General features: G+C 70.2%; 25 protein-coding genes and 3 pseudogenes. 8 read left to right on the top strand and 20 right to left on the bottom strand.

Annotated elements, in window-relative coordinates:
- Complete coding sequence (locus tag DY218_RS05835) at window positions 1–858, top strand: MaoC family dehydratase (protein ID WP_128554820.1); 858 nt, start codon at window positions 1–3, stop codon at window positions 856–858.
- Window positions 859–888: 30 nt separating this feature from the next.
- Here the strand turns inward: DY218_RS05835 and DY218_RS05840 are convergent, their stop codons facing one another.
- The 9 genes and pseudogenes from DY218_RS05840 to DY218_RS05870 form a co-directional block, all read right to left on the bottom strand.
- On the bottom strand, window positions 889–1533 hold the full coding sequence (locus DY218_RS05840; protein WP_128554821.1) for a TetR/AcrR family transcriptional regulator: 645 nt from the start codon (window positions 1531–1533) through the stop codon (window positions 889–891).
- Window positions 1534–1693: 160 nt separating this feature from the next.
- Window positions 1694–3043 (bottom strand): dicarboxylate/amino acid:cation symporter, encoded by a 1350-nt coding sequence (locus tag DY218_RS05845; RefSeq protein ID WP_128554822.1) that lies wholly within the window; start codon window positions 3041–3043, stop codon window positions 1694–1696.
- A 219-nt stretch (window positions 3044–3262) separates the two neighbouring features.
- Window positions 3263–3352: pseudogene (locus DY218_RS35675) on the bottom strand (putative leader peptide); the annotation flags it as partial.
- A 287-nt stretch (window positions 3353–3639) separates the two neighbouring features.
- Entirely contained in the window at window positions 3640–4008 is a 369-nt protein-coding gene (locus DY218_RS05850; RefSeq protein WP_128554823.1) for a DUF4229 domain-containing protein, read from the bottom strand.
- A gap of 112 nt (window positions 4009–4120) precedes the next feature.
- Window positions 4121–4645, bottom strand: coding sequence for a GNAT family N-acetyltransferase (locus DY218_RS05855; protein ID WP_128554824.1), 525 nt, complete (start codon window positions 4643–4645; stop codon window positions 4121–4123).
- Window positions 4646–4648: 3 nt separating this feature from the next.
- A partial coding sequence (locus tag DY218_RS05860) for a radical SAM protein (RefSeq protein ID WP_233521374.1) occupies window positions 4649–5563 on the bottom strand: 915 nt, incomplete at its 5' end.
- A 1-nt stretch (window position 5564) separates the two neighbouring features.
- Window positions 5565–5854: pseudogene (locus DY218_RS34855) on the bottom strand (aminofutalosine synthase MqnE); the annotation flags it as partial.
- Window positions 5855–5941: 87 nt separating this feature from the next.
- Window positions 5942–6397 (bottom strand): Lrp/AsnC family transcriptional regulator, encoded by a 456-nt coding sequence (locus DY218_RS05865; protein WP_128554826.1) that lies wholly within the window; start codon window positions 6395–6397, stop codon window positions 5942–5944.
- Between the two features lie 127 nt (window positions 6398–6524).
- On the bottom strand, window positions 6525–7184 hold the full coding sequence (locus DY218_RS05870) for a UbiX family flavin prenyltransferase (RefSeq protein WP_233521387.1): 660 nt from the start codon (window positions 7182–7184) through the stop codon (window positions 6525–6527).
- A 197-nt stretch (window positions 7185–7381) separates the two neighbouring features.
- Between DY218_RS05870 and DY218_RS05875 the strand changes: the two genes are divergently transcribed.
- Complete coding sequence (locus DY218_RS05875) at window positions 7382–8014, top strand: rhomboid family intramembrane serine protease (protein WP_128554828.1); 633 nt, start codon at window positions 7382–7384, stop codon at window positions 8012–8014.
- A gap of 33 nt (window positions 8015–8047) precedes the next feature.
- Here the strand turns inward: DY218_RS05875 and mqnP are convergent, their stop codons facing one another.
- Together mqnP and DY218_RS05885 are read right to left on the bottom strand one after the other, a co-directional pair.
- Window positions 8048–8965, bottom strand: coding sequence for a menaquinone biosynthesis prenyltransferase MqnP (gene mqnP, locus DY218_RS05880; protein ID WP_233521375.1), 918 nt, complete (start codon window positions 8963–8965; stop codon window positions 8048–8050).
- Window positions 8962–10419, bottom strand: coding sequence for a menaquinone biosynthesis decarboxylase (locus DY218_RS05885; RefSeq protein ID WP_128554830.1), 1458 nt, complete (start codon window positions 10417–10419; stop codon window positions 8962–8964). Before DY218_RS05885 ends, mqnP begins: the two co-directional genes overlap by 4 nt.
- Before the next feature lie 83 nt (window positions 10420–10502).
- Here DY218_RS05885 and DY218_RS05890 point away from each other — a divergent pair, with 83 nt between their 5' ends.
- Window positions 10503–10835 (top strand): PLD nuclease N-terminal domain-containing protein, encoded by a 333-nt coding sequence (locus tag DY218_RS05890; RefSeq protein WP_233521376.1) that lies wholly within the window; start codon window positions 10503–10505, stop codon window positions 10833–10835.
- Between the two features lie 59 nt (window positions 10836–10894).
- Here DY218_RS05890 and ccsB read toward each other — a convergent pair whose 3' ends face one another.
- The 7 genes from ccsB to hemL form a co-directional block, all read right to left on the bottom strand.
- Entirely contained in the window at window positions 10895–11974 is a 1080-nt protein-coding gene (gene ccsB, locus DY218_RS05895; protein WP_128554831.1) for a c-type cytochrome biogenesis protein CcsB, read from the bottom strand.
- The gene (gene resB / locus DY218_RS05900) at window positions 11971–13737 is read right to left on the bottom strand and encodes a cytochrome c biogenesis protein ResB (RefSeq protein WP_128554832.1); all 1767 of its coding nucleotides are present in this window, start codon (window positions 13735–13737) and stop codon (window positions 11971–11973) included. Before resB ends, ccsB begins: the two co-directional genes overlap by 4 nt.
- Before the next feature lie 3 nt (window positions 13738–13740).
- Window positions 13741–14523, bottom strand: coding sequence for a cytochrome c biogenesis CcdA family protein (locus tag DY218_RS05905; RefSeq protein WP_233521377.1), 783 nt, complete (start codon window positions 14521–14523; stop codon window positions 13741–13743).
- Between the two features lie 5 nt (window positions 14524–14528).
- Entirely contained in the window at window positions 14529–15140 is a 612-nt protein-coding gene (locus DY218_RS05910; RefSeq protein ID WP_128554833.1) for a TlpA family protein disulfide reductase, read from the bottom strand.
- Window positions 15141–15206: 66 nt separating this feature from the next.
- Window positions 15207–16445 carry a polysaccharide deacetylase family protein gene (locus DY218_RS05915; protein WP_128554834.1) on the bottom strand — a complete coding sequence of 413 codons (1239 nt, stop codon included), beginning with the start codon at window positions 16443–16445 and terminating at the stop codon, window positions 15207–15209.
- A 284-nt stretch (window positions 16446–16729) separates the two neighbouring features.
- The gene (locus DY218_RS05920; protein ID WP_128554835.1) at window positions 16730–17446 is read right to left on the bottom strand and encodes a histidine phosphatase family protein; all 717 of its coding nucleotides are present in this window, start codon (window positions 17444–17446) and stop codon (window positions 16730–16732) included.
- On the bottom strand, window positions 17443–18750 hold the full coding sequence (hemL, locus tag DY218_RS05925) for a glutamate-1-semialdehyde 2,1-aminomutase (RefSeq protein WP_128554836.1): 1308 nt from the start codon (window positions 18748–18750) through the stop codon (window positions 17443–17445). Before hemL ends, DY218_RS05920 begins: the two co-directional genes overlap by 4 nt.
- Before the next feature lie 484 nt (window positions 18751–19234).
- Here hemL and DY218_RS05935 point away from each other — a divergent pair, with 484 nt between their 5' ends.
- From DY218_RS05935 to DY218_RS05940, 3 genes are all read left to right on the top strand, one after another.
- Window positions 19235–19672 (top strand): hypothetical protein, encoded by a 438-nt coding sequence (locus DY218_RS05935; RefSeq protein ID WP_128554837.1) that lies wholly within the window; start codon window positions 19235–19237, stop codon window positions 19670–19672.
- A 31-nt stretch (window positions 19673–19703) separates the two neighbouring features.
- On the top strand, window positions 19704–19859 hold the full coding sequence (locus DY218_RS34130) for a hypothetical protein (protein ID WP_158573986.1): 156 nt from the start codon (window positions 19704–19706) through the stop codon (window positions 19857–19859).
- Window positions 19860–20034: 175 nt separating this feature from the next.
- Window positions 20035–20787 carry a DUF4097 family beta strand repeat-containing protein gene (locus DY218_RS05940; RefSeq protein WP_128554838.1) on the top strand — a complete coding sequence of 251 codons (753 nt, stop codon included), beginning with the start codon at window positions 20035–20037 and terminating at the stop codon, window positions 20785–20787.
- Between the two features lie 15 nt (window positions 20788–20802).
- On the opposite strand, the gene DY218_RS05945 is transcribed toward DY218_RS05940, so the two are convergent.
- The gene (locus DY218_RS05945) at window positions 20803–21792 is read right to left on the bottom strand and encodes a PI-PLC domain-containing protein (protein ID WP_199566635.1); all 990 of its coding nucleotides are present in this window, start codon (window positions 21790–21792) and stop codon (window positions 20803–20805) included.
- A 328-nt stretch (window positions 21793–22120) separates the two neighbouring features.
- Between DY218_RS05945 and DY218_RS05950 the strand changes: the two are divergent.
- Window positions 22121–23284: pseudogene (locus tag DY218_RS05950) on the top strand (magnesium and cobalt transport protein CorA).
- A 34-nt stretch (window positions 23285–23318) separates the two neighbouring features.
- On the opposite strand, the gene DY218_RS05955 reads toward DY218_RS05950, so the two are convergent.
- The gene (locus DY218_RS05955) at window positions 23319–23954 is read right to left on the bottom strand and encodes a TIGR03086 family metal-binding protein (RefSeq protein WP_128554839.1); all 636 of its coding nucleotides are present in this window, start codon (window positions 23952–23954) and stop codon (window positions 23319–23321) included.
- Window positions 23955–24294: 340 nt separating this feature from the next.
- Here DY218_RS05955 and DY218_RS34860 point away from each other — a divergent pair.
- Window positions 24295–25193: DUF6597 domain-containing transcriptional factor (locus DY218_RS34860; protein ID WP_233521378.1), on the top strand; the 899-nt coding region annotated here is incomplete at its 3' end.

Genomic DNA, 25193 nt, shown 5'->3' on the forward strand with positions numbered 1-25193 from the left:
ATGACGACCGTACGTCTCGGATCGGCGCCCCGGCTCACCCCGCTGCTCGCCCGCGGCGCACTCCTGTCCCCCCTGAAGCGGCCGGCCGCCGCCGAGGGCGTGCCCGGCGGGCGGCTCGTCCTCGCGGATGCCGCCATCGACCGCGGGCGGCTGGCCTCGTACGCCCGGATCTGCGGATTCGCCGCGGACGGTCCGCTGCCCGTGACGTATCCGCACATCCTCGGATTCCCGCTCGCGATGCGCCTGATGGCCGCGCGGGCCTTCCCGCTGCCGGTGCTCGGCCTGGTGCACACCACGCTCGACATCACACAGCACCGCTCCCTCGACCCGGCCGAGCGCCCGGAGATCACCGTCTACGCCGACGGGCTCGTCCCGCACCGCCGGGGCACCGAGGCGATCCTGGTCACCGAGGCCCGGGTGGACGGCACCAAGGTGTGGGAGTCACGCAGCCGCTATCTGGCACGGCACCGCGTCGACCGCTCCCCGGCCACGGAAGGCGGCACCCCGGACCGGCCCGACGGCCTCACCACCGTGACCGAGTGGCAGCTGCCCGCCGACCTCGGCCGCCGCTACGGCGCCGCCTCCGGCGACCGCAACCCGATCCATCTGCACCCGCTGACGGCCCGGCTGCTCGGCTTCCCGCGCGCCATCGCGCACGGCATGTGGACGGTCGCCCGCTGCCTCGCGGAGTACGGCAGCGACGGGCAGGTGCGGATCGGCGCCGGCTTCCGGGCGCCGGTCCTGCTGCCCGGCACCGTCACCTACGCGGCCGGGGCCGGCGCCTTCGCGCTGTGCACCCCGGCAGCCGCCGGGCGCCCGGAGCGCCTGCATCTCACGGGCCTGGTCGAGCGGGGGTGAGGGCCGAACCCGGCTCAATGCAGCGGGAGTTCACCTCGAAGGAGGCGACCAGGACTTCCCGTCCATCAGATTGCCGAGACCCGACCAGGCGAAGTTCATCAGCGTCGCCGCGGCCTCCTTGGCGGTGACGCCCGAGGCGGCGTTCGCCCACACGGCGAGCGCCTCCGCGGCGCCCACCAGGGCCTCCGCCAGACCCGCCACATCCTGCTCGGGGAGCAGCGGATTGTCGTGCGCCTCGCGCGCCGCCTCGGCGATGAGCAGCGTGACGAAGGCCACGATCTCCTCGCGCATCACGGCGATCTCTGCGGCGAACGGCTCGCCGTGCGTCCGCGCCTGGCTGTGCAACACCGCCCAGGCATCGGGCCGTTCGGCAGTGTGGGTGAAGAACGCCCGGAGCCCCGCCCAGAGTTGCCGGTCGGCCGGCTCGCCCGGCGTGACACCGCCGCGGACCGCGTCCACCAGGGCCGCAGCCTCCCGCCTGATGCAGGCGGTGAACAGCTCTTCCTTGGAGTTCAGATACAGATAGACCAGCGGTTTCGACACCCCGGCGAGCTCCGCGATCTCGTCCATCGACGCCGCCCGGTACCCGCGCTGTCCGAAGACGCGCACCGCCGCGTCCATCATCTGCTGCTCCCGTACGGCACGCGGCATCCGCTTGCCCTTCACAGCCCCCACGCCGGTCGCCCTCCCGATCCGCCCATTTACTCCGTGGTAAGCCTACGTCTCGGCCCCCGGCGGCCGGACGCTGCCGCCGGGAACGACGGACGGCCGCGCTCCCCGGACGGGAGGAGCGCGGCCGTCGAGCGCCGGACGGATCCGGGCGGACCCGGACGGGTCAGGCGGTGGCGGGAGCGGGGACCGCCTTCGAGTCGCTCGTGGCCGAGTCGGTGTCGAAGTCGTCGACCGGGGACGCGGTGGCGGAGTCGTACGCGTCCTTGTCGAGGATGTTCTCGCGGGCCGCGACGATCACCGGGACCAGGGCCTGACCGGCGACGTTGGTCGCGGTGCGCATCATGTCCAGGATCGGGTCGACGGCGAGCAGCAGGCCCACGCCCTCCAGCGGAAGGCCGAGCGTCGACAGGGTCAGGGTCAGCATGACCGTGGCACCGGTCAGACCCGCGGTGGCCGCCGAGCCGACGACCGAGACGAACGCGATGAGCAGGTACTCCTTGATGCCCAGCTGCACATCGAAGATCTCGGCGACGAAGATCGCGGCGATCGCCGGGTAGATCGCGGCGCAGCCGTCCATCTTGGTGGTGGCGCCGAACGGCACCGCGAAGGAGGTGTAGTTCTTCGGAACGCCGAGCCGCTCGGTGACCCGCTGGGTGACCGGCATGGTGCCGACCGAGGAGCGCGAGACGAAGCCCAGCTGGATCGCGGGCCAGGCGCCCTTGAAGAACTGCAGCGGGTTCAGCTTCGCGACGGTCCAGAGCAGCAGCGGGTAGACGCCGAAGAGGACGAGCGCGCAGCCGATGTAGATGTCCGCGGTGAAGGTCGCGTACTCGCCGATCAGGTCCCAGCCGTAGGTGGCGATGGCGAAGCCGATGAGGCCGAGGGTGCCGATCGGGGCGAGCTTGATGACCCACCACAGGGCCTTCTGCAGCAGCGTCAGGATCGATTCGCTGATGTCGAGGATCGGCTTGGCCTTCTCACCGATCTTCAGGACGGCGACGCCGGCGACGGCGGCCATGAAGACGATCTGCAGGACGTTCAGGTCGGTGAACGGCGTGATGACGTTCTCCGGGATGATCCCGGTGAGGAAGTCGATCCAGGAGCCGGCGGAGTCGGGCTTCTCGCCGTCGCTCGCGCTGAGGCCGGTGCCGGCGCCCGGGTTGGTCAGCAGGCCGATGGTGATACCGATGACCACCGCGATCAGCGAGGTGATCAGGAACCAGAGCAGCGTCTGGCCGGCCAGCCGGGCCGCGTTGTTGACCTTACGCAGATTGGTGATCGACACCAGGATGGCGAAGAAGACCAGCGGGGCCACGGCCAGCTTCAGAAGCTGGACGAAGATGCTGCCGATTTTGTCGAGGGTGGTGACCAGCCAGCTGATGTCCTGGCTACGGGCCAGCCAGCCGAGCAGGACGCCGAGCACGAGACCGGCCACGATCTGGGCCCAGAACGGGATCTTGGGTATCCCGAAGCCGGATGGCTTCTCGGTGGTGGCGGTGGAATTCGCGGACACGGACACACTCCGGTGAGGAACGCACGGGGGCAGGGACAGGGGGGTGCAGGTGCAGGGCGTGCAGGTGCAGGTGGAGCGACGGCCGCAGGCGGTCGTACGCGAGGCCCGGACGGGGGCCCGGCGCTTGCCCTCAGGGCACCACTGCAGTTTGACGCTTCGTCAGGCGCAGCAACAGGTCGCGGGCCGGGATCCGCTGCGACACGGTGCGGACATACAGCGGCAGATTGCCGACATACAGCGGCAGAGATCAACGTGCAGGCGCGCCACGAGCGGGACGCTCGGCTCCATGAGCGCAGGGCTCATGGGCATCGGGGGCGCGGCTGATGTCATCACGTCGAATACGTTAACACTCGTACTTTGAGAACATCAAAGGTGTTCTTTGAGTCTCTCCTGGAGATCAAAGGCGGACCTCTGGCGATCCGGGCCGCCGCGTGTCCGGCGGGTGGCCGCCCTCCGGCGCGGCGGACGGCCGGCATGCCTCAACTCGCGTATGGGATACCGCCGTTGACCTGCAAAGGTCCGTACCAGACGCGGAACGCCCCGGTGCGAGCGGAGTGCTCGCACCGGGGCGTCCGGCGGGTCTGCTGTGACGAAGGTTACGAGGTGGAGCCCTGGGCCTCCGAGGTGGAGGGGCGGCTCTGCGCGCGGCTGCGCTCGGCGGCGTCGATCTGGTCGTCCTCCATCGAGCGGTTGGCGGCCAGCTTGGTGCGGGCCTTCTCGCGCGCGCGGTCGATGCCGGGCGCGATCTGCTCGGACATCGCGTCACGCTGGCTGCGCAGCAGTACGAAGCTGAGCGGGGCCGACACCACGATGGCGAGGACGAGCACCCAGAAGAGGTTGGAGGAGCCGAGGCCGGAGGGCAGCCAGCCCAGGGCGACCAGGCCCCAGATGGCCAGGAAGCAGCCGGCGAAGATGCCGATGCGCGCGGCGGTGTAGCGGAGGGTGGCATTCACCTTCGATGACACGGCCGACCTTCTCTCTCTTGCTCGTCCTGACTGACCTGTCCGACCAGTGAAGCATGTCCGCGGGAGTCCGGTTCAACGGGCCCTCGGGTTCGAGGTGCCCCTCAGCCGCCGCTCACCCCAGCGGCAGCAGCATCGTGACGTCGTCGCGGTCGTCGCCCGGCGCGACCCGGATCATGCCGGGCGCCCGGCCGACCTCCTTGTAGCCGCAGGCCTCGTAGAAGCGGTCCGCCCCGCTGCCGCCCCGGCAGGTGAGCCGTATCGCCTCGATGCCGTCCATCGAGCGGGCCGCGTCCGCGACGGCCGCCATCAGATCGCGGCCGTACCCCTTGCCCTGGTGCCGCGGGTGCACCATCACCGTGTACAGCCACAGCCAGTGCCGCATCAGACGGTGGCCGTTGTACGAGAGGAAGGCCGAGGCGGCCACGGCGCCCTCCTCGTCGTACCCGACAAGGAGGCGGGCGCGCCCCTCGGCCATCGCCACGAAGTGCCGGACCAGCTCGGGCCGTACGTCCTCGGTGGTGACGGGCGGTACGAAGCCGACCGCACCGTCCGCGTTCGTCACGTCGGACCACAGGGTGAGCAGCCCGTCCCGCAGACCGGGGTCGACCGGCGGGTCGAGGCGGAAGGTCAACGCCATGGGTCAGACCCGCATGGCCTGCGGCGCCTCGCGCCGGTCCGGGTCCGGGCCCTCGTACTCGCGGATGATCTCGTACCGGGTGTTGCGCTCGACCGGGCGGAAGCCGGCGTCGCGGATCAGGTCGAGAAGGTCGTCGCGGGTGAGCTTGTTGGGCGTGCCGTAGTTGTCCGCGTCGTGCGTGATCTTGTACTCGACGACCGAGCCGTCCATGTCGTCCGCGCCGTGCTGCAGGGCCAGTTGGGCGGTCTGCACGCCGTGCATCACCCAGAAGACCTTGACGTGCGGGATGTTGTCGAAGAGCAGCCGGGAGACCGCGAAGGTCTTCAGGGCCTCGGCGCCGGTGGCCATCGTGGTGCGCGCCTGGAGCTTGTTGCGCACCTTGCCGTCCTGCATGTCGACGAAGTCGTGCTGGTAGCGCAGCGGGATGAAGACCTGGAAGCCGCCGGTCTCGTCCTGCAGCTCACGCAGCCTGAGCACGTGGTCCACGCGGTGCCGCGGCTCCTCGATGTGGCCGTACAGCATCGTGCACGGGGTCTTCAGTCCCTTCTCGTGCGCGAGGCGGTGGATGCGCGACCAGTCCTCCCAGTGGGTGCGATGGTCGACGATGTGCTGGCGGACCTCCCAGTCGAAGATCTCCGCGCCGCCGCCGGTGAGCGACTCCAGGCCGGCCTCGATCAGCTCGTCGAGGATGTCGGACGCGGACATGCCCGAGATGGTCTCGAAGTGGTGGATCTCGGTGGCCGTGAAGGCCTTCAGGGAGACCGTCGACGGCAGCGCCTTCTTGAGCTCGCTCAGGGACTTCGGGTAGTAGCGCCACGGCAGGTTGGGGTGCAGGCCGTTGACGATGTGCAGCTCGGTGAGGTTCTCGCCCTCCATGGCCTTGGCCAGGCGGACGGCCTCCTCGATGCGCATGGTGTANTTGGCCAGGCGGACGGCCTCCTCGATGCGCATGGTGTACGCGTCCTTCTCGCCCGGCTTGCGCTGGAACGAGCAGTACGCGCAGGACGCGGTGCACACATTGGTCATGTTGAGGTGGCGGTTGACGTTGAAGTGGACGACGTCGCCGTTCTTCTGCGTGCGCACCTCGTGGGCGAGACCGCCGAGCCAGGCCAGGTCGTCCGAATCGTAGAGGGCGATCCCGTCCTCGCGGGTCAGCCGCTCACCGGCCCTGACCTTGTCCTCCAGCTCGCGCTTGAGCCCCGCGTCCATGTACGGCCTCGCAATCCTTCGCCAATCGGGCAACGACCACGGTACTCCCCCGCCGTCGGGGCGTAAGGGGCGGCCGCCGCTGTGCGGTCAGTCCTCGTCGGGCAGTTCGCCGACGCGGTTCTCCCACTTGGTGGAGAGCACGATCGTGGTGCGGGTGCGCGAGACGCCCTTGGTGCCGCTGAGCCGCCGGATGGTCCGCTCGAGCCCGTCCACGTCACCGACCCGGACCTTGAGCATGTACGAGTCGTCGCCGGCGATGAACCAGCAGTCCTCGATCTCGTGCAGTTCGCGCAGCCGGACGGCCACGTCCTCGTGGTCGGCGGCGTCCGACAGGGAGATGCCGATCAGGGCGGTGACGCCGAGGCCGAGCGAGGCGGAGTCGACCGTCGCGCGGTAGCCCGTGATGACACCGGCCGCCTCCAGGCGGTTGATGCGATCGGTGACGGAGGGACCTGAGAGGCCCACGAGGCGTCCGAGCTCGGCGTAGGACGCCCTGCCGTTCTCGCGCAGAGCCTGAATGAGTTGCCTGTCGACCGCATCCATATGCCTGGAGCCTTCCATTGTTCAGCAATGCTGCAACTTAACTTATAGAATCTAAGGCGCGCAGGGTCAACACCCTGCAATCATTCACTGATGTGCCGTGGGGCTCTGCATAACGGGCAGGCCTGGCCTATGTCGTGCCACCGCCCCGTGAGCCGCCGAGCTCGCCCTCCCAACGGCGGTACAGCGTGTGCGGCACCCCGGCCGCGTCCAGGATCCGGCCGGCGACGAAGTCCACCAGATCCTGGATGTGGGTGGCGCCCGAGTAGAACGCCGGCGACGCCGGGAGCACCACCGCGCCCGCCTCGTCGAGCGCCACCAGAGCCTTCAGCGTCTGGCCGCTCAGCGGGGTCTCGCGCACCGCGACCACCAGCGGGCGCCCCTCCTTGAGCGTCACACTCGCCGCGCGCTGCAGCAGATCCTTGGAGAGGCCGAGCGACACCCCCGCCACACTGGCCGTGGAGGCCGGCACGATCAGCATGCCCTTCGCCGGGTACGAGCCGGACGACGGCCCCGCCGCGAGGTCGCCCGCGGCCCAATGGCGTACGCCGTCGAGTACGACCCCCGCCGAGCTGCCGAAGGTGCCGGGCTTGCCGTCGGCGCCGCGGGCCAGCCAGTCGCGCAGGTCGTCCCGCCAGTGCGCGTCGCGGAACGAGATGCCGGTCTCGTCGAGCAGGGTGAGCCGGGCGGCCCTGCTCACCACCAGGTCGACGCTCTCCCCCGCCGCGAGCAGCGCGCGCAGCACGGCGGCCGCGTACGGAGTGCCGGAGGCGCCGGAGACGCCCACCACCCAGGGGCGCCGGGCCGGTGGGGCACCGCTCCCGGTGCCGTCCGGCGGGCGGACTTCCTCATCCCGATGCTGACGCTCCACATGTCCGAGCCTATCCGTCCCGTCCGGTCGGAACCCGGGGGCCCGTACCGGACGTTGAGGGGACAGGAAGGGGCATGCGGTGGTCCGCGCCATCGCGCCGAGCAAGGGGGACCGTCATGGCGTACGGGACACAGGGCAGCGGGACATGGGGCGGCGGGTCGTGGGGGCCGCAGCCGTCGCGGCGCGAGCGCGCGAAGACGGCCGCCGTGGTGATGACCGCCTGGCTGGCGCTGCTCTGGGCGCTCGAGCTGATCGACGTGGCCAGCGGTCATGCCCTGGACACCTTCGGCATCACCCCGCGGCAGGCGGGCGAGCTGCAGGACGTGGTGCCCGCCGCCTTCATGCACTTCGGCTTCGACCACCTCTCGGCGAACAGCGTGCCGCTGTTCGTCCTCGGCTTCCTCGCCGCACTCTCCGGGATACGCACCTTCGCCTGGGTGGTCATCACGATCGTGCTGACCAGCGGCATCGGCGTCTGGCTCACGGCACCCACGTACTCGACGACGGCGGGAGCCTCCGGGGTGGTCTTCGGGCTGCTCGGCTATCTGCTGATACGCGGATTCGTGGACCGGCGGATCGGCGACATCCTGATAGGCCTCCTGGTCGGCCTGGTCTACGGCTCGCTGCTGTGGGGCGTCCTGCCGAGCGCGACCGGAGTGAGCTGGCAGGGCCATCTCTTCGGGCTGCTCGGCGGGGTGGCGTCGGCCTTCGTGTTCCGGCGGGAGAGGCCCAGGACCGTCACGGCGTGAGCGGTCCGGAGCGCCCCGGTCGGAGTCGGGCCGTCAGACCGTCAGGCCCCGGACCAGCAGATCGAGCAGGGCGCAGACGAAGAGCGCGATGCCGATGAATCCGTTGACGGTGAAAAAGGCACGGTTCAGCCGGGACAGATCGTGCGGGCGCACGATCGAGTGCTCGTAGAGGAAGGCGGCACCGACGATCACCAGACCGATCCAGAAGAACGCACCGGCGTCCGTGGCGAGCGCGTACCAGACGAAGAGCGCCATCGTCACGGCGTGACAGGCCCGCGCCCCGTACAGGGCGGCCGGGATCCCGAAGCGCGCCGGCACCGACTTGACCCCGTGCGCCCGGTCGGCCTGCACGTCCTGGCTGCCGAAGATCAGGTCGAAGCCGCCGATCCACACTCCGACCGCGAGGCCGAGGATCACCGCGTCCCAGGACCAGCTGCCGGTCACCGCGATCCAAGCACCGACCGGGCCGATCGCCTGCGCCAGTCCGAGGATCGCGTGCGGGAAGTTCGTGAACCGCTTGCCGTACGGATAGACCACCATCGGCACCACGGCGAACGGCGCGAGGATCAGACACAGCGGATTGAGCAGCGCGGCCGCCCCGAGGAAGACCACGAGCGCGACAAGCGCGCCCGTCCAGGCCGACTTGACCGACACCGCACCGGTGACGATCTCGCGGTTCGCGGTGCGCGGGTTCCTGGCGTCGATCTCCCGGTCGATGATGCGGTTGCAGGCCATCGCGAAGGTGCGCAGCCCGACCATCGCCACGGTCACCAGGAGCAGCCGGCCCCAGTGGATGTTCCCGTCCAGCTGGAACATCGCGGTCAGGGACGCGATGTACGCGAAGGGCAGCGCGAAGACCGAGTGCTCGATCATCACCAGGCGCAGGAAGGCCCGTACCTTGCCCGCCGGCGCGGGCTCCGGTGCGCCGAGGACTCCTTCGGCGGCGCTCACAGTCCGTACTCCTTCCAGCGGCGGTCCACCAGGGCCGCCGTGTCCGGGTCGGACTCGACCATCTCCGGCCAGCCGCCGTCGCGCGTGTAGCCCTCCTCGGGCCATTTGCGGGTCGCGTCGATCCCTGCCTTGCCGCCCCAGAACTGCTGGTACGAGGAGTGGTCGAGGTGGTCGACCGGGCCCTCCACGACCGACAGGTCACGGGAGTAGTCCGTGTTGCCGAGCGCCCGCCAGGACACCTCGTGCATGTTGCGCACGTCGCAGTCCGCGTCGACGATCACGATCAGCTTGGTCAGCGACATCATGTGGGCGCCCCAGATGGCGTGCATGACCTTCTGCGCGTGCTTCGGGTACTTCTTGTCGATCGCGACGATCGCGCAGTTGTGGAAGCCGCCGGACTCCGGCAGGTGGTAGTCCACGATGTCCGGGACGATGATCTTGAGCAGCGGCAGGAAGAACTGCTCGGTGGCCCGGCCGAGCGGCCCGTCCTCCGTCGGCGGCCGGCCGACCACGATGGACTGCAGCAGCGGCCGCTTCCGCATCGTGATGCAGTCGATCTTCAGCGCGGGGAACGGCTCCTGCGGGGTGTAGAAACCGGTGTGGTCGCCGAACGGTCCCTCGGGCAGCATCTCGCCGGGCTCCAGCCAGCCCTCGATGACCACTTCGGCCTGCGCCGGCACCTGCAGCGGCACGGTCCGGCAGTCGACCATCTCGATCCGCCTGCCCTGCAGGAAGCCGGCGAAGAGGTACTCGTCGATGTCCCCGGGCAGCGGCGCGGTGGACGCGTAGGTCACCGCGGGCGGGCAGCCGAAGGCGATCGCGATGGGCAGCTTCTCGCCCCTGCGGGCGGCCACCTGGTAGTGGTTGCGGCTGTCCTTGTGGATCTGCCAGTGCATGCCGATGGTGCGGCGGTCGTGGCGCTGCAGCCGGTAGAGCCCGAGATTGCGGATCCCGGTCTCCGGGTGCTTGGTGTGGGTGAGGCCCAGATTGAAGAACGAGCCGCCGTCCTTCGGCCAGGTGAACAGCGCCGGCAGCAGGTCCAGATCGACGTCCTCGCCGCTCAGCACCACCTCCTGCACGGGGGCCGCGCCGGCCTTCACCTTCTTCGGCGGTACGTGCACCATCGAGCCGAGCTTGCCGAAGGCCTCCCGTACGCCCACGAAACCGTGCGGGAGTTCGGGCTTGAGCAGGCCGCCGATCTTCTCGCCGATCTCGGCGTACGACTTCAGGCCGAGGGCCTTGAGGAGGCGGCGGTCCGTGCCGTAGACGTTCATCGCCAGGGGCATCGAGGAGCCGCGGACGTTCTCGAAGAGGAGGGCCGGGCCGCCGGACTTCTGCACCCGGTCGACGATCTCGCCGACCTCCAGGTGCGGGTCGACCTCGGCCTTGATGCGCTTGAGGTCGCCCTCGCGCTCCAGCGCCCGGAGCAGGGAGCGAAGATCGTCGTAAGCCATACGCCCCAGTATCGGGCACCGACTACCCTGGACACTTCACCGGGGCGGGCGAACGGCCGCCACCACACTCGATCCTGCAGGGGATGCCCATGCGCGTACTGATGTTCCTGGTCCCGCTGGCGCTGAGCATCTACGCGTTCATCGACTGCATCAGCACCGACGAGAAGCACATCCGCCACATGCCGAAGCCGCTCTGGGCGATCCTGGTGCTGCTCTTCCCGCTGGTCGGCTCGATCTCGTGGCTGCTCGCCGGCAAGGAGCGCACCGCGGTCCGCCCCCGGCTCGCGGGCGGCGGTGGCTGGGTCGCGCCGGACGACAACCCGGACTTCCTGAAGTCCCTCGGCGAGGACAAGCCGGAGAGCCGCTCCGAGAAGCCCAAGGACGACGGCCCGGAGGACACTCCGCCGCGCGGCTGAACGCCGCAGATAGGCCGGCCCCGCCGCGTGCGGGGCCGGCCTTTCTGCGTACGCGGAGGTCAGACGCCCGCGTAGGAGTGCTTGCCGGTGATGAAGATGTTCACGCCGTAGTAGTTCCACAGCCAGGTGGCGAAGGCGAAGAGCGCCAGATAGGCGGCCTTGCGGCCCTTCCAGCCGGCCGTCGCCCGCGCGTGCAGATAGGCGGCGTAGACGACCCAGGTGACGAACGACCAGACCTCCTTGGGGTCCCAGCCCCAGTAGCGGCCCCAGGCGTCGCCGGCCCAGATCGCGCCCGCGATGATCGTGAACGTCCACAGCGGGAAGACCGCCGCGTTGATCCGGTACGAGAGCTTGTCGAGCGAGGCGGCCGAGGGCAGCCGCTCCAGGACCGAGGTGGCGAAGGCGCCGGGCTTCCCGCCGCTCGCCAGCTTGCTCTCGTAGGAGTCGCGGAAGAGGTAGAGCAGGGTGCCGACCGCGCCCAGGTAGAAGACCGCGCCGCAGAAGATCGCGGTGGAGACGTGGATCCACAGCCAGTACGAGTCGAGCGCCGGGACCAGCTGGTCGCTGTCGGTGTAGAGCCAGGTGGTGGCGACGCCGAGGTCCAGCAGGACGGTGGTGACCAGGATCAGGCCGATCCAGCGGACGTTCTTCTTCAGCGCGAGGAGCAGCAGATACGCGCCGACCGCCACTGTGGAGAAGGTGATGGAGAACTCGTACATGTTGCCCCAGGGGGCCCGCTGCACCGACATGGCGCGGGCGACCACACCGCCGGCCTCGACCAGGAAGCCGAGGATGGTCAGGGAGACCGCGATCCGCCCGTAGACGTCGCCCTGTTCGGTGCCACCGTCGGCGCCGGGGCCGTCCGGGACGTCCCGGGTGCCGGCCGCGGAGCGGGTCACGACCTTGGGGCGCTCCAGGACCGCGGTGCCGCCCTTGGACCTGGCGGTGACCTGCACGGCGGGTGCGGCCGCGGCCGTGCCGGTCAGCGCGGCGGCCGTACGGCCGACCTTGCTGCGGCTGCCGAAGACCCACTCGGCGATGTGCGCAAAGAACGCCAGGGTGTAGACGGCCATGGACGAATAGACCAGCACATTGCTGATGTTCGCCAGGTTTTCGTTGGTGGCGGCGGCGAGAGTCATTTCTCAGCCCCTTCGGCAGGGTGGTCGGCAGCCTCTTGGGCAGCGGCGGATTCGGCTGGGTCTTCGGCAGATTCGGCGTCTTCGGCAGACGCGGGGGCGTCGGCGGTGTCCGGTGCGGTGGGTGCCCCGGTGTGCAGGGTGGCGGCCAGATCGCCGAGTTCCTCGGGGAGTTTCGCGGACTCGCTGCGGCCGAGGCCCGCCATCTCGACGACGGTGATGCCGTCGGCGCCCCGGGTGGCGCGGATCCAGACGCGGCGGCGCTGGATGAACAGCGAGGCGACCAGGCCGGCGAGGGCGAGGACCGCGCCCGCGAGCGCGAGGCCGTTGCCCGACTGGTGGGAGACCTGGAAGGACGCCCACTCCTTGAGGTCCTTCTCGAAGGTGACGGAGCCGGCGCCGTTCGGCAGCTTCATCGTCTCGCCGGGCAGCAGGCGTTCCTTGAGGAGTTCGCCGTCGGCGTCCTCGAACTTCTTCATCTTGCTGGTGTCGAGCTGGTACACGTTCTGCGGCAGTCCGGAGTCGATGCCGAGGCTGCCGTGGTACGCGGAGAGCGCGAGCACCGGGAAGTCCGGCGCGGGGAACTGCGAGAACATCTCGCCCTTGCCCTCGCCGGCGAAGGTCGGCACGAAGAAGGCGTTGAAGCCGAGCTGTTCCTTCTTGCCGTTCTTGTCGCGGTAGCCGTCGGCGACCTTGATGGCGCCGGTGGAGGTGCTGTTGCTGTCGATCGGGAGCAGCGGTACGGCGCCCTGGTAGGCGACCTTGCCCTTGCCGTCCCGGACGGTGACGACGGGTGCGTAGCCGTGGCCGATCAGATAGACCTTCGTGCCGTCCACCTCGAGCGGACGGTTCACCTCGATCGCGGCCTTGCGCTCGGCGCCGTCGGTGCCCTTGGACCAGGTGACGTGCGCCTTGTACACGCGGGGTGTGCCGCGCTCGGGTCCGGACGGCTCGTAGCTGCCCTCGAAGCGGTCCAGGGTGAAGCTGAACGGGGCGAGGTCGCCCGTGTCGAAGAAACTGCCGGACTTGAAGTCGTCGTACTGCGTGAGGTGGTTGGCGAAGCCATCGCCCTCGACGACCAGCTTGCCGCCCTCGGACTTGAAGAGGGTGCCGGCGGCGAAGGCGACCAGCATCACGATCAGCGAGACATGGAAGAGCAGGTTCCCGGCCTCGCGCAGATAGCCCTTCTCGGCGGCGACGGCGTCACCCTCGGTGTGCGCCCGGAAGCGGCGCTTCTTCAGCATCGCGAGCCCGGCCGCGCGCACTTCCTCGGGGTCCGCCTCGGTGCGCCAGGTGGTGTACGCCGGCATCCGGTTCAGGCGCCCGGGGGCGCGCGGCGCCCGGCTGCGCAACTGTCCGACGAACTGCCAGCTGCGCGGCACGATGCAGCCGATCAGGGAGACGAAGAGCAGCAGGTAGATCGCGGAGAACCAGACCGAGCTGTAGACGTCGAAGAGCTGCAGCTTCTCGTAGATCGGGGTGAGCGTCTCGTGTGCGGCCTTGAAGTCCTGCACCTTGAGTTCGTCGACGCTGTTCTGCGGGATCAGCGAGCCGGGGATCGAGCCGAGCGAGAGCAGGAAGAGCAGGATCAGCGCGACCCGCATCGAGGTGAGCTGCCGCCAGATCCAGCGCAGCCAGCCGATCACCCCTATCGACGCCACGTTCGGCGGCTCCTCCTTGGGCGCCGTCGACAGCTGGGCGCCCGCGGCGAGCTCGCGCTCGTCGACGCCGGCGGGCCCCGTCGCGTCGGTTTCCGTTGTGCTCATCGATCAGATCCCTACGGTGAAGCCGCTTGTCCAGACCTGCATCTCGGACACGATGCTGTCCCAGACACCGGTGACGAGCAGCAGTCCGGTCGCGATCATCATCACGCCGCCGATGCGCATCACCCATACGTAGTGCCGCTTGACCCAGGCGAAGGCGCCGAGGGCCCGGCGGAAGGCGACCGCGGCGAGCACGAACGGCACGCCGAGCCCCAGGCAGTACGCGACCGTCAGTATGGCCCCGCGGCCGGCGTCGGCCTCGTTCGCCGCCAGGGTCAGCACCGCGCCGAGCGTCGGCCCGATGCACGGCACCCAGCCGAGACCGAAGAGCGCACCGAGCATCGGCGCCCCGACAAGCCCGCTCACCGGCCTGGTGTGGAAGCGGAACTCGCGCCGGGTGACGGACGGCATGGCGCCCATGAAGAACAGTCCGAGCAGGATGGTCAGCGCGCCGAACACCTTGTTGATGACGTCCCGGTGCTCGAGCAGCGTCGAGCCGATGCCGCCGAACAGCGCGCCGGTGGAGACGAACACGGCGGTGAAGCCGAGCACGAAGAGTCCGGCCCCGGCGGCCATCCGCCCGCGCCTGGCGTCCGCGAGGTCGGCGCCGCCGACGCCGGTGACGTAGCTGAGATAGCCGGGCACCAGGGGCAGTACGCACGGCGAGAAGAAGGAGACGAGGCCGGCGAGCAGGGCGATGGGGAGGGCGAGCAGCAGCGCGCCGTGCAGCACGGTCTGCTCGGGTCCTGCGAGCGTGACGGTCGCCACGTCGGCTGCGGAGGGCTGCACCGAAATCACTTCTCCGCGATCAGCGGGTCGATCATCTTGTGCAGCTGCTTGTCGTCCAGGGCCTGCATCGCGCGGGCCGCGATCTTCCCCTCGCGGTCGACGACCACGGTGGAGGGGATGCCCTTCGGGCTCATCGTGCCGTTGGGGAAGCGCAGCATGAGCTTGCCGGCCGGGTCGAAGAAGCTCGGGTACTCGACGCCGAAGTCCTTCTCGAACTCGATGGCCGGCTGCTTGTTGGGGTCGCGGGTGTTGATCCCGACGAACTGCACGCCCTTGTCCGCGGTGGCCTTGGCGACCTTCGTGAGGTACGGGGCCTCGGCGCGGCACGGCGCGCACCAGGAGCCCCAGACGTTGAGCACGACGACCTTGCCCTTGTAGTCCCCGAGGTCGATCTGCTTGCCGTCGAGGCCTTCGCCCTTGAGCCGGGGGGCCTCGGCGCGCTCGCCCTTCTCCGCGGTGGAGACGCCGTCCTTGCCGACCACGAAGTTGGTGCCGCCGGAGCCGCCCTGGGTGCCGCCGTCCGAACTGCAGGCCGTCAGGGTGAGCGCGGCGAGCGCTGCGGTGGCGGCGAGCAGGGTGGGGCGGGGGGCGCGGCGGAGGGCGCGGCCATTACTCATGTGAAAAGTTTCGCATGGGTGTTTCGCGGATCTTGCCCGCCCCCCGATCCGGGCAGAACGGCCAGTTCAGGCGGCCTTCCAGCCGTTCGCCGGCGCCTGTCCGACCTCGAGTCCCTGGAGTTCGGCGAGCACGTCCGGCTTCTGCACGTCGAGCCAGTCGACGAACTGACGGAAGGACACCATGCGGACGTCCTTTTTGTCCGCGATGGTCTTGATCGTTTCCTCTACGGCATCCATATAGATACCGCCGTTCCATTCCTCGAAGTGATTGCCGACGAAGAACGGCGCCCGGTTCGACTCGTACGCCCGGTTGAATCCGGCGACGTAGGCCTCGGTCGCCTGGGTGCGCCAGCCCGGGTAGTTGGCCGGCGGCGCCTTGGTGGAGTTCTTCGACTGATTGGCCAGGATGTTGTAGTCCATCGAGAGGACCTCGAAGCTGTGACCCGGGAAGGGCACGGCCTGCAGCGGCAGGTCCCACACGCCCTTGCGCTTGACCGGCCAGCGCTGGACGCCGCCCGCCGATGAGGCGTCGTAGCGCCAGCCGAGCTCGCGGGCCGTGGGCAGCAGATTGTCCTGGCCGAGCAGGCACGGGGTGCGGCCGCCGACGAGCTCCTTGTCGTAGTCGAACGGCAGCGGGGGCAGATCGTCCCAGCCGCTGTTCGTACGCCACTTGGTCACGAAGGACTTCGCCTGGTCGATCTCGTCACGCCACTGGGCCTGCGTCCAGTTGGCCACCGATCCGGTGCCCCCGCAGAAATGCCCGTTGAAGTGGGTGCCGATCTCATGGCCGTCGAGCCATGCCTGGCGGACGTATTTCAGGGTGTCCTTGATGTGACCGTCGGTCAGATAACCGATGTCCGAGGCACCCACGGGATTGTTCGGCGGCTTGTAGAGACGCTTCTTGGATTCCGGCAGGAGATAGAGGCCGGAGAGGAAGAACGTCATGTGCGCGTTGTGCTGCTCGGCGAGTTCCAGGAAACGCGGAAACAGTCCGTTGCCGACCTCGCCCGCGCCGTCCCAGGAGAAGACCACGAACTGCGGTGGCTTTTCGCCGCGTTCAAGCGGAACAGGACTGTCCGGCTGCTTCGGCTGCTTGCCCGTGTACGCCGTGGAGCCGTCCCCGATGGGCCGCCCCTCGCTCGCCGACTTGCTCGGGTCCGGCGAACCAGACCCTGGTCCACCTGGATTTCCGCCCGATCCGCCGGAGGATCCTCCGTCGTGGTCAAGGGCACCGCATCCGGCCACCGAGGCGGCTGCGGCCCCAAGTCCGATGCCCAGGAGCCCCCTTCTGCTGATATCGCGCATGGCGTCCCGTTTCCTCCCGCATTCGCGTCCCGCCTGCCGCCCGATTCCTGCGGAGGCCGACAAATACTTAGAGTGCGTCAGGATGCCCCGGGTTCCCGGTAACTTGTACATACTTTCTGACTCGTGCCGGATACACGCGGTGAACACTGCAGGCCAAGCGCACAGCACGACGGGGCCGTACGGCCGAACGCCGTACAGCCCCGTGGCAATCGTCACTGCATCGAGACCTGGATTCGCGTGGCGGTCACAAACGGAATCCACTCACGCGCCGAACGCCCGGCCGTTCACGCACCGAACGCCTTGTCCTTGCCTTTCACGGGCTTCGCACCGGCGAGCAGATGCGGCGGTACGAGGTCCCGGGCCGGCTCCGTATAACCGACCGAGACGATCCGGTCCCCGCGATAGGTGAAGGTGGTCAGCGAGGCCAGCGTGCACTGCCGCTTGCGCGGGTCGTGCCAGAGCCGCCGCCGCTCCACGAAGCTGCGCAGCGTCCAGATCGGCAGCTGGTGCGAGACGCACACCGCCTCGTGACCGCGCGCCGCGTCCCGGGCCGCGTCGAGGGCGCTCATCATCCGCACCGCCTGCTCGACATACGGCTCGCCCCAGGACGGCTTGAACGGATTGACGAGCAGCTTCCAGTTCTCCGGCCGGCGCAGCGCTCCGTCGCCGACGCCGAAGGTCTTGCCCTGGAAGGCGTTGGCCGCCTCGATCAGACGGACGTCACTGCCCAGGTCGAGACCGTGTGCCTTGGCGATCGGGGTCGCCGTCTCCTGTGCGCGCTCCAGCGGGGAAGCGACGACGTGAGTGATGTCACGGCTCGCGAGGTGCTCGGCGACCCGGTCGGCCATCTGCCGGCCGAGCTCGGAGAGGTGGTAGTCGGGGAGCCGGCCGTAGAGCACACCCTCCGGGTTGTGCACCTCGCCGTGGCGCATCACGTGCACGACGGTCAGTTCCTCGCCCTCGGGCGTCGTGCGGCCTGCGCCGCCCTGCGCGGCGCTCATGCGGTGGCCTCGGCGGCGGCACGGGCGGCGGCGGGCAGCGCCTGGGCGATCTTCTCGAGCGTGCGGTCGTCGTGCGCCGCGGACAGGAACCAGGACTCGAAGGCCGACGGCGGCAGGTACACACCGTCCGCGAGCATCGAGTGGAAGAACGCGGTGAAGCGGAAGCTCTCCTGCGCGCGGGCGTCCTCGTAGTTCCGGACCGGTCCGTCCGTGAAGAAGACCGAGAACATGTTGGAGGCGTTCTGCACCCGGTGCGCCACGCCCTCCTTGGTGAGCGCCTCGCTCACCAGCTGCCGCAGGCGGGCGGAGGCCTGGTCCAGGTGTGCGTACACCGCGTCGTCCAGGAGCCGCAGTTGGGCGAGGCCCGCGGCGGTCGCGACGGGGTTTCCGGACAGGGTGCCCGCCTGGTACACCGGCCCGGCGGGTGCCAGGTGCGCCATCACGTCGGCGCGGCCGCCGAAGGCCGCGGCCGGGAAGCCGCCGCCCATCACCTTGCCGAAGGTCATCAGATCCGGCCGTACCCCGTCGACGCCGTACCAGCCGGCCTTCGAGGTACGGAAGCCCGTCATCACCTCGTCCGAGATGTACAGCGCGCCGTGCTCCCCGCAGAGCTCCTTGAGCCCGGCGTTGAAGCCGTCCGCCGGCGGGACGACGCCCATGTTCCCCGGCGAGGCCTCGGTGATCACACAGGCGATCTCGCCCGGGTGCGCGGCGAACGCGGCGCGCACCGCCTCCAGGTCGTTGTACGGAAGGACCACCGTGTCGCCGGCCTGCGCACCGGTGACGCCCGGGGTGTCCGGCAGCGCGAAGGTCGCGAGCCCCGAACCGGCCGCGGCGAGCAGCGCGTCCACGTGCCCGTGGTAGCAGCCGGCGAACTTGATCACCTTGGCGCGGCCGGTGAATCCGCGGGCGAGGCGGATCGCGGACATGGTCGCCTCGGTGCCGCTGGAGACCAGACGGACCTGCTCCACCGGCTCGATCCGGGCGACGATCTCCTCGGCGAGCGCCACCTCGCCCTCGCCGGGCGTGCCGAAGGAGGTGCCGCGGGCGACGGCCTCCTGCACGGCGGCGGTCACCTCGGGGTGCGCATGGCCGAGGATCATCGGGCCCCATGAGCCGACCAGGTCCACGTAGTCGCGTCCGTCGGCATCGGTCAGATACGGGCCGGTGCCGGAGACCATGAACCGGGGCGTGCCGCCCACGGCGCGGAAGGCGCGCACCGGTGAGTTCACGCCGCCGGGCGTCACGGCGGCCGCGCGGTCGAAGAGCGTCTGTGAAACGGGGGCTTCGTATGAGTACGACACTTTGGTCCTGATCTGCGATACGTGGTCGGGGGCGGTACGTCGAAGATTCTCGGCCACCTGTGAGGACAGTCTCAGCCACGGGTGGATCGGGCCTCTTCCCCGGTGAGCGGGGCGCGCGGTCTCCTCGTATGTCACCTAGTAGTTACGACACGGCATCAGCGCCTCGCGTCTGCAAAACTGGGGCGTCACAGGGAGAGCTCACACAAGCCATGGTGTCAGAGGCGCCCGGCATCCTGCGGACAGGTGTTTCAGTGCACGTTTCGGCGGGCGGCCGTGGGGGAGGTCACTGACACGATGATCGGGTCGCACGGGCTGCGCGACCCAAAAGCAGTCGGGTGGAGATATGCATCGCGGTGGCGGACTGGGCGAGGGGACCGACGGCCTCGGCCCGCGGCGTGCCCGTCGGGGGAAGCACCGGCGCGCGGCGGCGGAGACGCAGGCACAGGCACCGGCAGGGGCCCAGGCGGGAAACAGGAGCGGCCGGGTGGGGGTGAGCTATAAGTACTTCGGCGCCCCGGACGGCGCGACGGCTGCTCGTGTGCCCATTTCCATGCGCCCCGAAGAGCTCGGTGGTGACGAGCTCGGCATGGGCGGCATGTTCACCAAGATCAAGCCGGAGACGATGGCGGCGATGGTCCTCACCGGCATCGAGGGCATACCTCTGCACAAGGTCCCCCCGCTCGAACTGGTCGTCCTGCACCCGGACTACGCGGTCGTCAAGCTCCCCATGACGGTCGTCGACCCGCTGCGCGGCATCGGCGAGGAATCGGTCGGCGCAGCGGCCTTCATATGGTCCACGGTCCCCGACCGCGGCGGCCCCCGCGACGCGTTCAACGTCTACCAACTCCTGCACGAATGGCAGGACTTCAGCCACCGCCTGCACGAGGCGGGCCACCAGGCGTACTGCCTGGTCTGGCCCTGACCCCACCACCTCCCCGCACCCCGCGCACACGATGAAAACCCTACTCATCGGCGCCAGCGGCTTCCTGGGCAGGGAGCTGGGGCGGCGTGGGGTGGCGGCGGTCCAGGCGGAGCACAAGTTCGTCCTGCGCCACTCCCTCCTCGGCATCCCGGTCTACGCGATCTTCGATCCACGCGCCGCCTTGTGACCCGCGCTGTCGGGCTGCGGGTGGGGTGGGATCCGGGGGTTAACCCGATATTCGGTTGGGTGGGCTGCTGGATCGTGGTGACGGTGGCGGCTCCGTAGCGTTTGGGGTGGAGCGGCGGTTCGTGGGGAGTCGCGGGCCGTTCGGCAGAGTTCAGCGCGCAGTCCGGAGGCCTTTCATGCGTACGTCTCGTCGCACCCTTTTCGCCGTGTCGGGCGCGCTGCTCGCCGGTGTCACGCTCGCCGGATGCGGCGCGGGGGACGGGGAGGAGGAGCGCGCGGAGCGCTCGTTCGCCCTGCCGCAGGACCGGCTCACGGTCGACGTCGACAACGGCAGCGTCGACATCCGCACCGCGGACGTGGACCGGGTCGAGGTCACCCGATGGTTCACCGGCCGCTCGATCGGCGGCAGCGCCAAGGCCGACTGGACCATGAAGGACGGCGCACTCACCCTGCGCAGCAAGTGCGGTGGCATCTCGCTCAGTTGCGAGGCCCGGTACGAGATCCGGGTCCCCCGCGGCTCGGCGGTGAAGCTCGACACGCGCAACGGCGCGGTGGAGGCCGCCGGCTTCACCGAGGCCCTGGATCTGCGCAGCGCCAACGGGGCGGTGACGGTACGGGAGTCGAGCGGCCCGGTGAAGCTGCGCACGAACAACGGCAGCCTCACCACGGAGCAGATCACGTCCTCCCGCGTGACGGCGGACAGCGCCAACGGCAGCGTACGGCTCGCCTTCGCCGAAGCCCCTGACGAGGCGCGGGCGTCCACCCACAACGGCGAGATCGACCTGGTCGTACCGCGCGGCACGAGCTACGCGGTGTCCACCGAGACGAAGAACGGCAAGGCCTCGGTCGACGTCCCCGAGGACGAGTCCAGCCGGCACCGACTGTCCGCGAAGTCGCACAACCGGGACATCACGGTGCGGGCGGAGTAGGACTCACGCTCTCGATCACTCTCCGAAGGGGATGTCCTCGGGGCCCGCCATGCGGCGGGTGTCCCGGTGCGCTTCGACGTAGGTCGTGATGCCCGAGAGGGCCTCGCGGACGGCCTTGTCGTCGGTGCCGCAGCCCTTGGGGCCGGCGACGCCGTCCGGGTAGCAGGACATGCGGTTGCCGTAGATGAGGCTGTCCACGGCCGGGGCGCCGGCGGAGGTGTCGAGGAGGGTGGCGGTGCGGTCGGCGTCGCCCTTGGCGACCGTCCAGCCGACGGTCTGGGCGAGCGCGCCGTCGTCGCGGTCCGCGCGGGCGGCCGTGAGCTCGTCGCGGATCGTGCCGAACTTGAGGGACATGTCGAACAGGCCGTTGTCCATGATGCGTTGGCTGCCGGCGAGGTCCGGTGCGTGCTCGGCGAAGCCGTCGCGGACGTCGGCCGCGGAGCCGCTGTAGCTGACGGCCTCCTTGGAGTTGAGGTCGCCGAGCGCGTCCTGCCAGCCGCTGCCGCCCTCCGTGCCGTAGAAGCCGTAGAGGACGCGGATGCCCTTGCTCTCCAGCTTCTCGCGCGCCAGGTCGCGCAGGGCCGCGACCGAGCAGTGGCGCCACTCGGGGTCCTCGCTGTCGCACCAGTCGGGATTCTTCATGTCGAGCCAGACGAACGAGACATGGCGCCCGCCCTCGTACTCCTTCGCCACCTGGTCGAACATGTCCGACATGGTATCGCCGTAGCTCGTGAGGGTGCCGTCGTGGTCCGCCCACCAGCCGTCGCGCCAGGCGGTGGCGTCGATCTCCAGGGCGTTGGCGCCGTTCTCGAGGGCCCGGGTGACGCCGCCGGTGGTGAGGACGCGATGGGCGATGGCCCAGGTGGGGCGCTGCTGGTCGGCGGTGGTGCGGGGGGCGTCCGCCTGCGGCGCGGCCGCCGCGGATCCGGTGGTCAGGGTGGCCGTGGAGATCATCAGGGCCAGCGGGAGCAGTGCGGCGCGGAGCTTGCGGCGGGTGGCGGCCATGCGGTGGGTCCTGTCTGTTGCTCGGGCTCGGGCGTGCGGGCCCGGGTGGTCGACTGGCAGCACCCTACGTTGAGTTACCCGCGGGTAATCGGTGGTTGCGGACGGTACACGGGACCCCGGGGGGCGGGGACGGCGGTCTGCCCGGCCTGCTGTCGGCGGTCTGCGGTCTGCGGTCTGCGGCCTGCGGCCTGCGGCCTGCGGTCTGCGGTCTGCGGTCTGCGGTCTGTAGTCGGCGCGCGCGGACTGCCGTACGCCCCCACGCCGATGACAGACTGGCCGGCGACCACGACCGGGCCGACGGGGAGTCGAGGGGGAACCGCTCGTGCCGATGATCCGCAAGCTGCGCGGCATGGTGCGCCGCACACGCAGGGCGGCGGTCGACCTGAGCCATCCGGCGCGATCGCCGCTCGGCAGCGCGGTCGTCAACTGTGTGGTGTACCGGGGCGGCAAGCGCGTCCCCGGCGACGGTGCGGCTTCGGCGGCCGGGGCGCTGCGGCAGGTGCGCGAGGCCGGCGAGGGGTTCGTCTGGATCGGTCTGCACGAACCCTCGGTCGATGAACTCGCCGAGCTGGCTGCGCTGTTCGGCCTGCACCCGCTCGCCGTGGAGGACGCGGCGCACGCACACCAGCGGCCCAAGGTGGAGGCGTACGACGATTCCCTGTTCGCCGTGTTCAAGTCGGTCTGCCATGTCGGGCACGACCGTTCCGGGCACGACCATTCCGGGCCCCACCAACTCGCCGCGGGCAGCGAGGTGGTGGACACCGGCGAGATCATGCTCTTCGTCGGCCGGGACTTCGTGATCTCCGTGCGACACGGCAGTCATGGGTCGCTCGGCCCGGTCCGTGAGGCGCTGGAGGCGGAGCAGGAGTAGCTGGCCAAGGGGCCATCGGCGGTGCTGCACGCCGTGGCGGACCATGTCGTCGACGAGTACCTGTCGGTGACGGAGGCGTTGGAGGAGGACATCGACGCCGTCGAGTCCGAGGTTTTCGCGAAGGAATCAGGCGGCGCGGCTTCGGGCGCCAGGCCCTCGGGCGGCTCGCGTTCGGGCGGCGCCGATGCGGGCCGTATCTACCAGCTCAAGCGCGAACTCCTCGCGCTCAAGCGGGCGGTCGGGCCGCTCGGCCGGCCGCTCACCACCCTCGCGACACGGCCGTCGGCCCTGGTCGACCCCGGCATACAGGCGTACTTCCGCGATGTGACGGACCATCTCACCGAGGCCGGCGAACGGATCGCCTCCTTCGACGCCCTGCTCGACTCGATCCTGCAGGCGCACCTGGCCCAGGTGACCGTCGCCCAGAACGAGGACATGCGCAGGATCACCGCCTGGGCCGCGATCATCGCCGTACCGACCATGGTGTGCGGGGTGTACGGGATGAACTTCGACGTACTGCCGGAACGGCACTGGACGTACGGCTATCCGCTGGTCATGGGCGGGATCGCGGTGGCGGCGTACGCCCTGTACCGGACGTTCCGGAAGCGGGGGTGGCTGTGACGTGCCCGCCCCTCCGCCTAGGCCCTGGCGAGCGTCAGGGTTTCCAGTGCGGGCTGCGGCCCACCAGGGCGAGGAGGCGCTCGAACTCCGTGGCGCCCTCGGGCACTTCGGCGGGCTCGCCGATGACTCCGTACTGGCGTGCCGTGGGTGCCATCTCGGTGGCGAACTCGTTCAGGCCGGCGAGCACCTCCGCCGACGGGCCGTGGCGGTCGTACTCCTGGCCCGTCGCGCGGGCGAGGTCCCAGGCGTGCACGGTCAGATCGAGCAGCGCCATCGCGCCGACCACGCGGGCCGGCAGGTCCATCTGCCCGGCCGTGCCCTCCTCGGCGCCCGGCTCCGCCCAGGCCGCGATCAGCCGGTCGGTCTCCTCGGCGAAACGGTCCCGCCAGCCCGGCTCCGCGATCCGGTCGGGGGTCTCGCCGGTGAAGTCGGCGTTCTGCTTGGCCGCGAGCTGCTGGAACTCGACGACCACGTGGACGAGGTGATTGAGCAGCTGCCGTACGTCGTACTCCGTGCACGGTGTCGGGATCGTCAGCTGGTCGTCCCGGATGCCGCGGACGACGGGGACGGCGTGCGCGGCGGCTGTGCGGAGCAAGGTGCTGATGGGCTGTTGTTCCTTCGAGTGGGTCCGCTCCGTCGTGTCGGGGGTCCCTGTGTCGGTGTGCGTCATACGGCCGACGCTAGGGCGGTCCGTACGGCGGTGGCTTGAACAAACGCGACAGGGCGCCCCGGAGCGTCCCACGGCGTCCCGTGTGACGGGCCGTTCCGGCAGGTCAGCGGCGCGATGTCCGCAGAGGCCGTCAGTCGCTTTGCGCGCCGCCGCACGGGCGTGCGGAGCGGGGCGCGTGCCTTCTTCGGTTGGGGGGCGGCGGGTTCCGGACGGGCGCCGCGGGGCACGGATTTCGGCCATGACCCGACGGACCCCTCGCCGAGCCGGGCCCGGCACCTGCCCCGACGGGCCAATTCCCGCTCGCCGGGCCGGTGTCGGTGGGCGGTCGTAGACTCGCCGCATGGCCGGCCCGCGACGTGACACCCGCGGCATCGTCGATGCCGCCGAGCTGTTCGCGCACGTACGCTTCCGGCGGTACGAGGCGGCCGAGACCCTGCGGCGATACGTCGACAACTACTGGCTGATCGACTGGGACCTCTCCGAGTCCGAGCCGTACGCCTCGCACATCGTGCCGCACCCCTCGGTGAATCTGGTCTTCCAGCGCTTCAGCGAAGGGACACCCGATTTCCCCGGGGTGGTGGGATCCGCCGGGTTCGGCGAGGTGGCCGGAGTCGCACTCGGGCTCTTCACACAGAAGCTGGAGGGGCGCGGCCGAGTCTGCGGCGTGAAGTTCCGCCCGGGCGGCTTCCGCCCCTTCGCCCCGACCCTGCCGGTATCGACCCTGACGGGACGCCGGGTACTGGCGGGCGAAGTGTTCCCGCCAGGGCCAGCGCCAGCGCCCGCGGACGGCGGGGTGCCCGCGGGCGGCCGGGTGAGTGGGGTGCCGGCGGGCGGCACGGTGGGCGGGGTGCCCGCGGACCGCACGGTGGGCGGGATGCCCGCGGACCGCACGGTGGGCGGGATGCCCGCGGGCAACGGGGCGGGCGGGGCGAACGCGGGCCGCACGGCAGGTAGCGCGGGCGCCGCGGCTGCAGACCACACGGCAGGCAGCGCGGGCGCCGCAGCTGCGGACCGCACCGCGCACAAGACCGGTGCGCCGGCCATCGGCGACACCACGGGCGGAGCAGCCTCGGAGCGGACTGTGGGCAGGGCCGGCGCGGACCGCACGGCGGGCGGCGCAGGCGCGGACCACACCCTGGGTGAGACAGGCGCGGCGGCCGACGCCGCGGGCGCAGGCGCCGGCGTGAGCGGGGACGCGGCTGGCGCAGCAGCCGGGCCGGGAGAGTGCACGGCGGGCGG

This window comes from Streptomyces triticagri (assembly GCF_003429565.1).
GTDB classification, from domain to species: domain Bacteria; phylum Actinomycetota; class Actinomycetes; order Streptomycetales; family Streptomycetaceae; genus Streptomyces; species Streptomyces triticagri.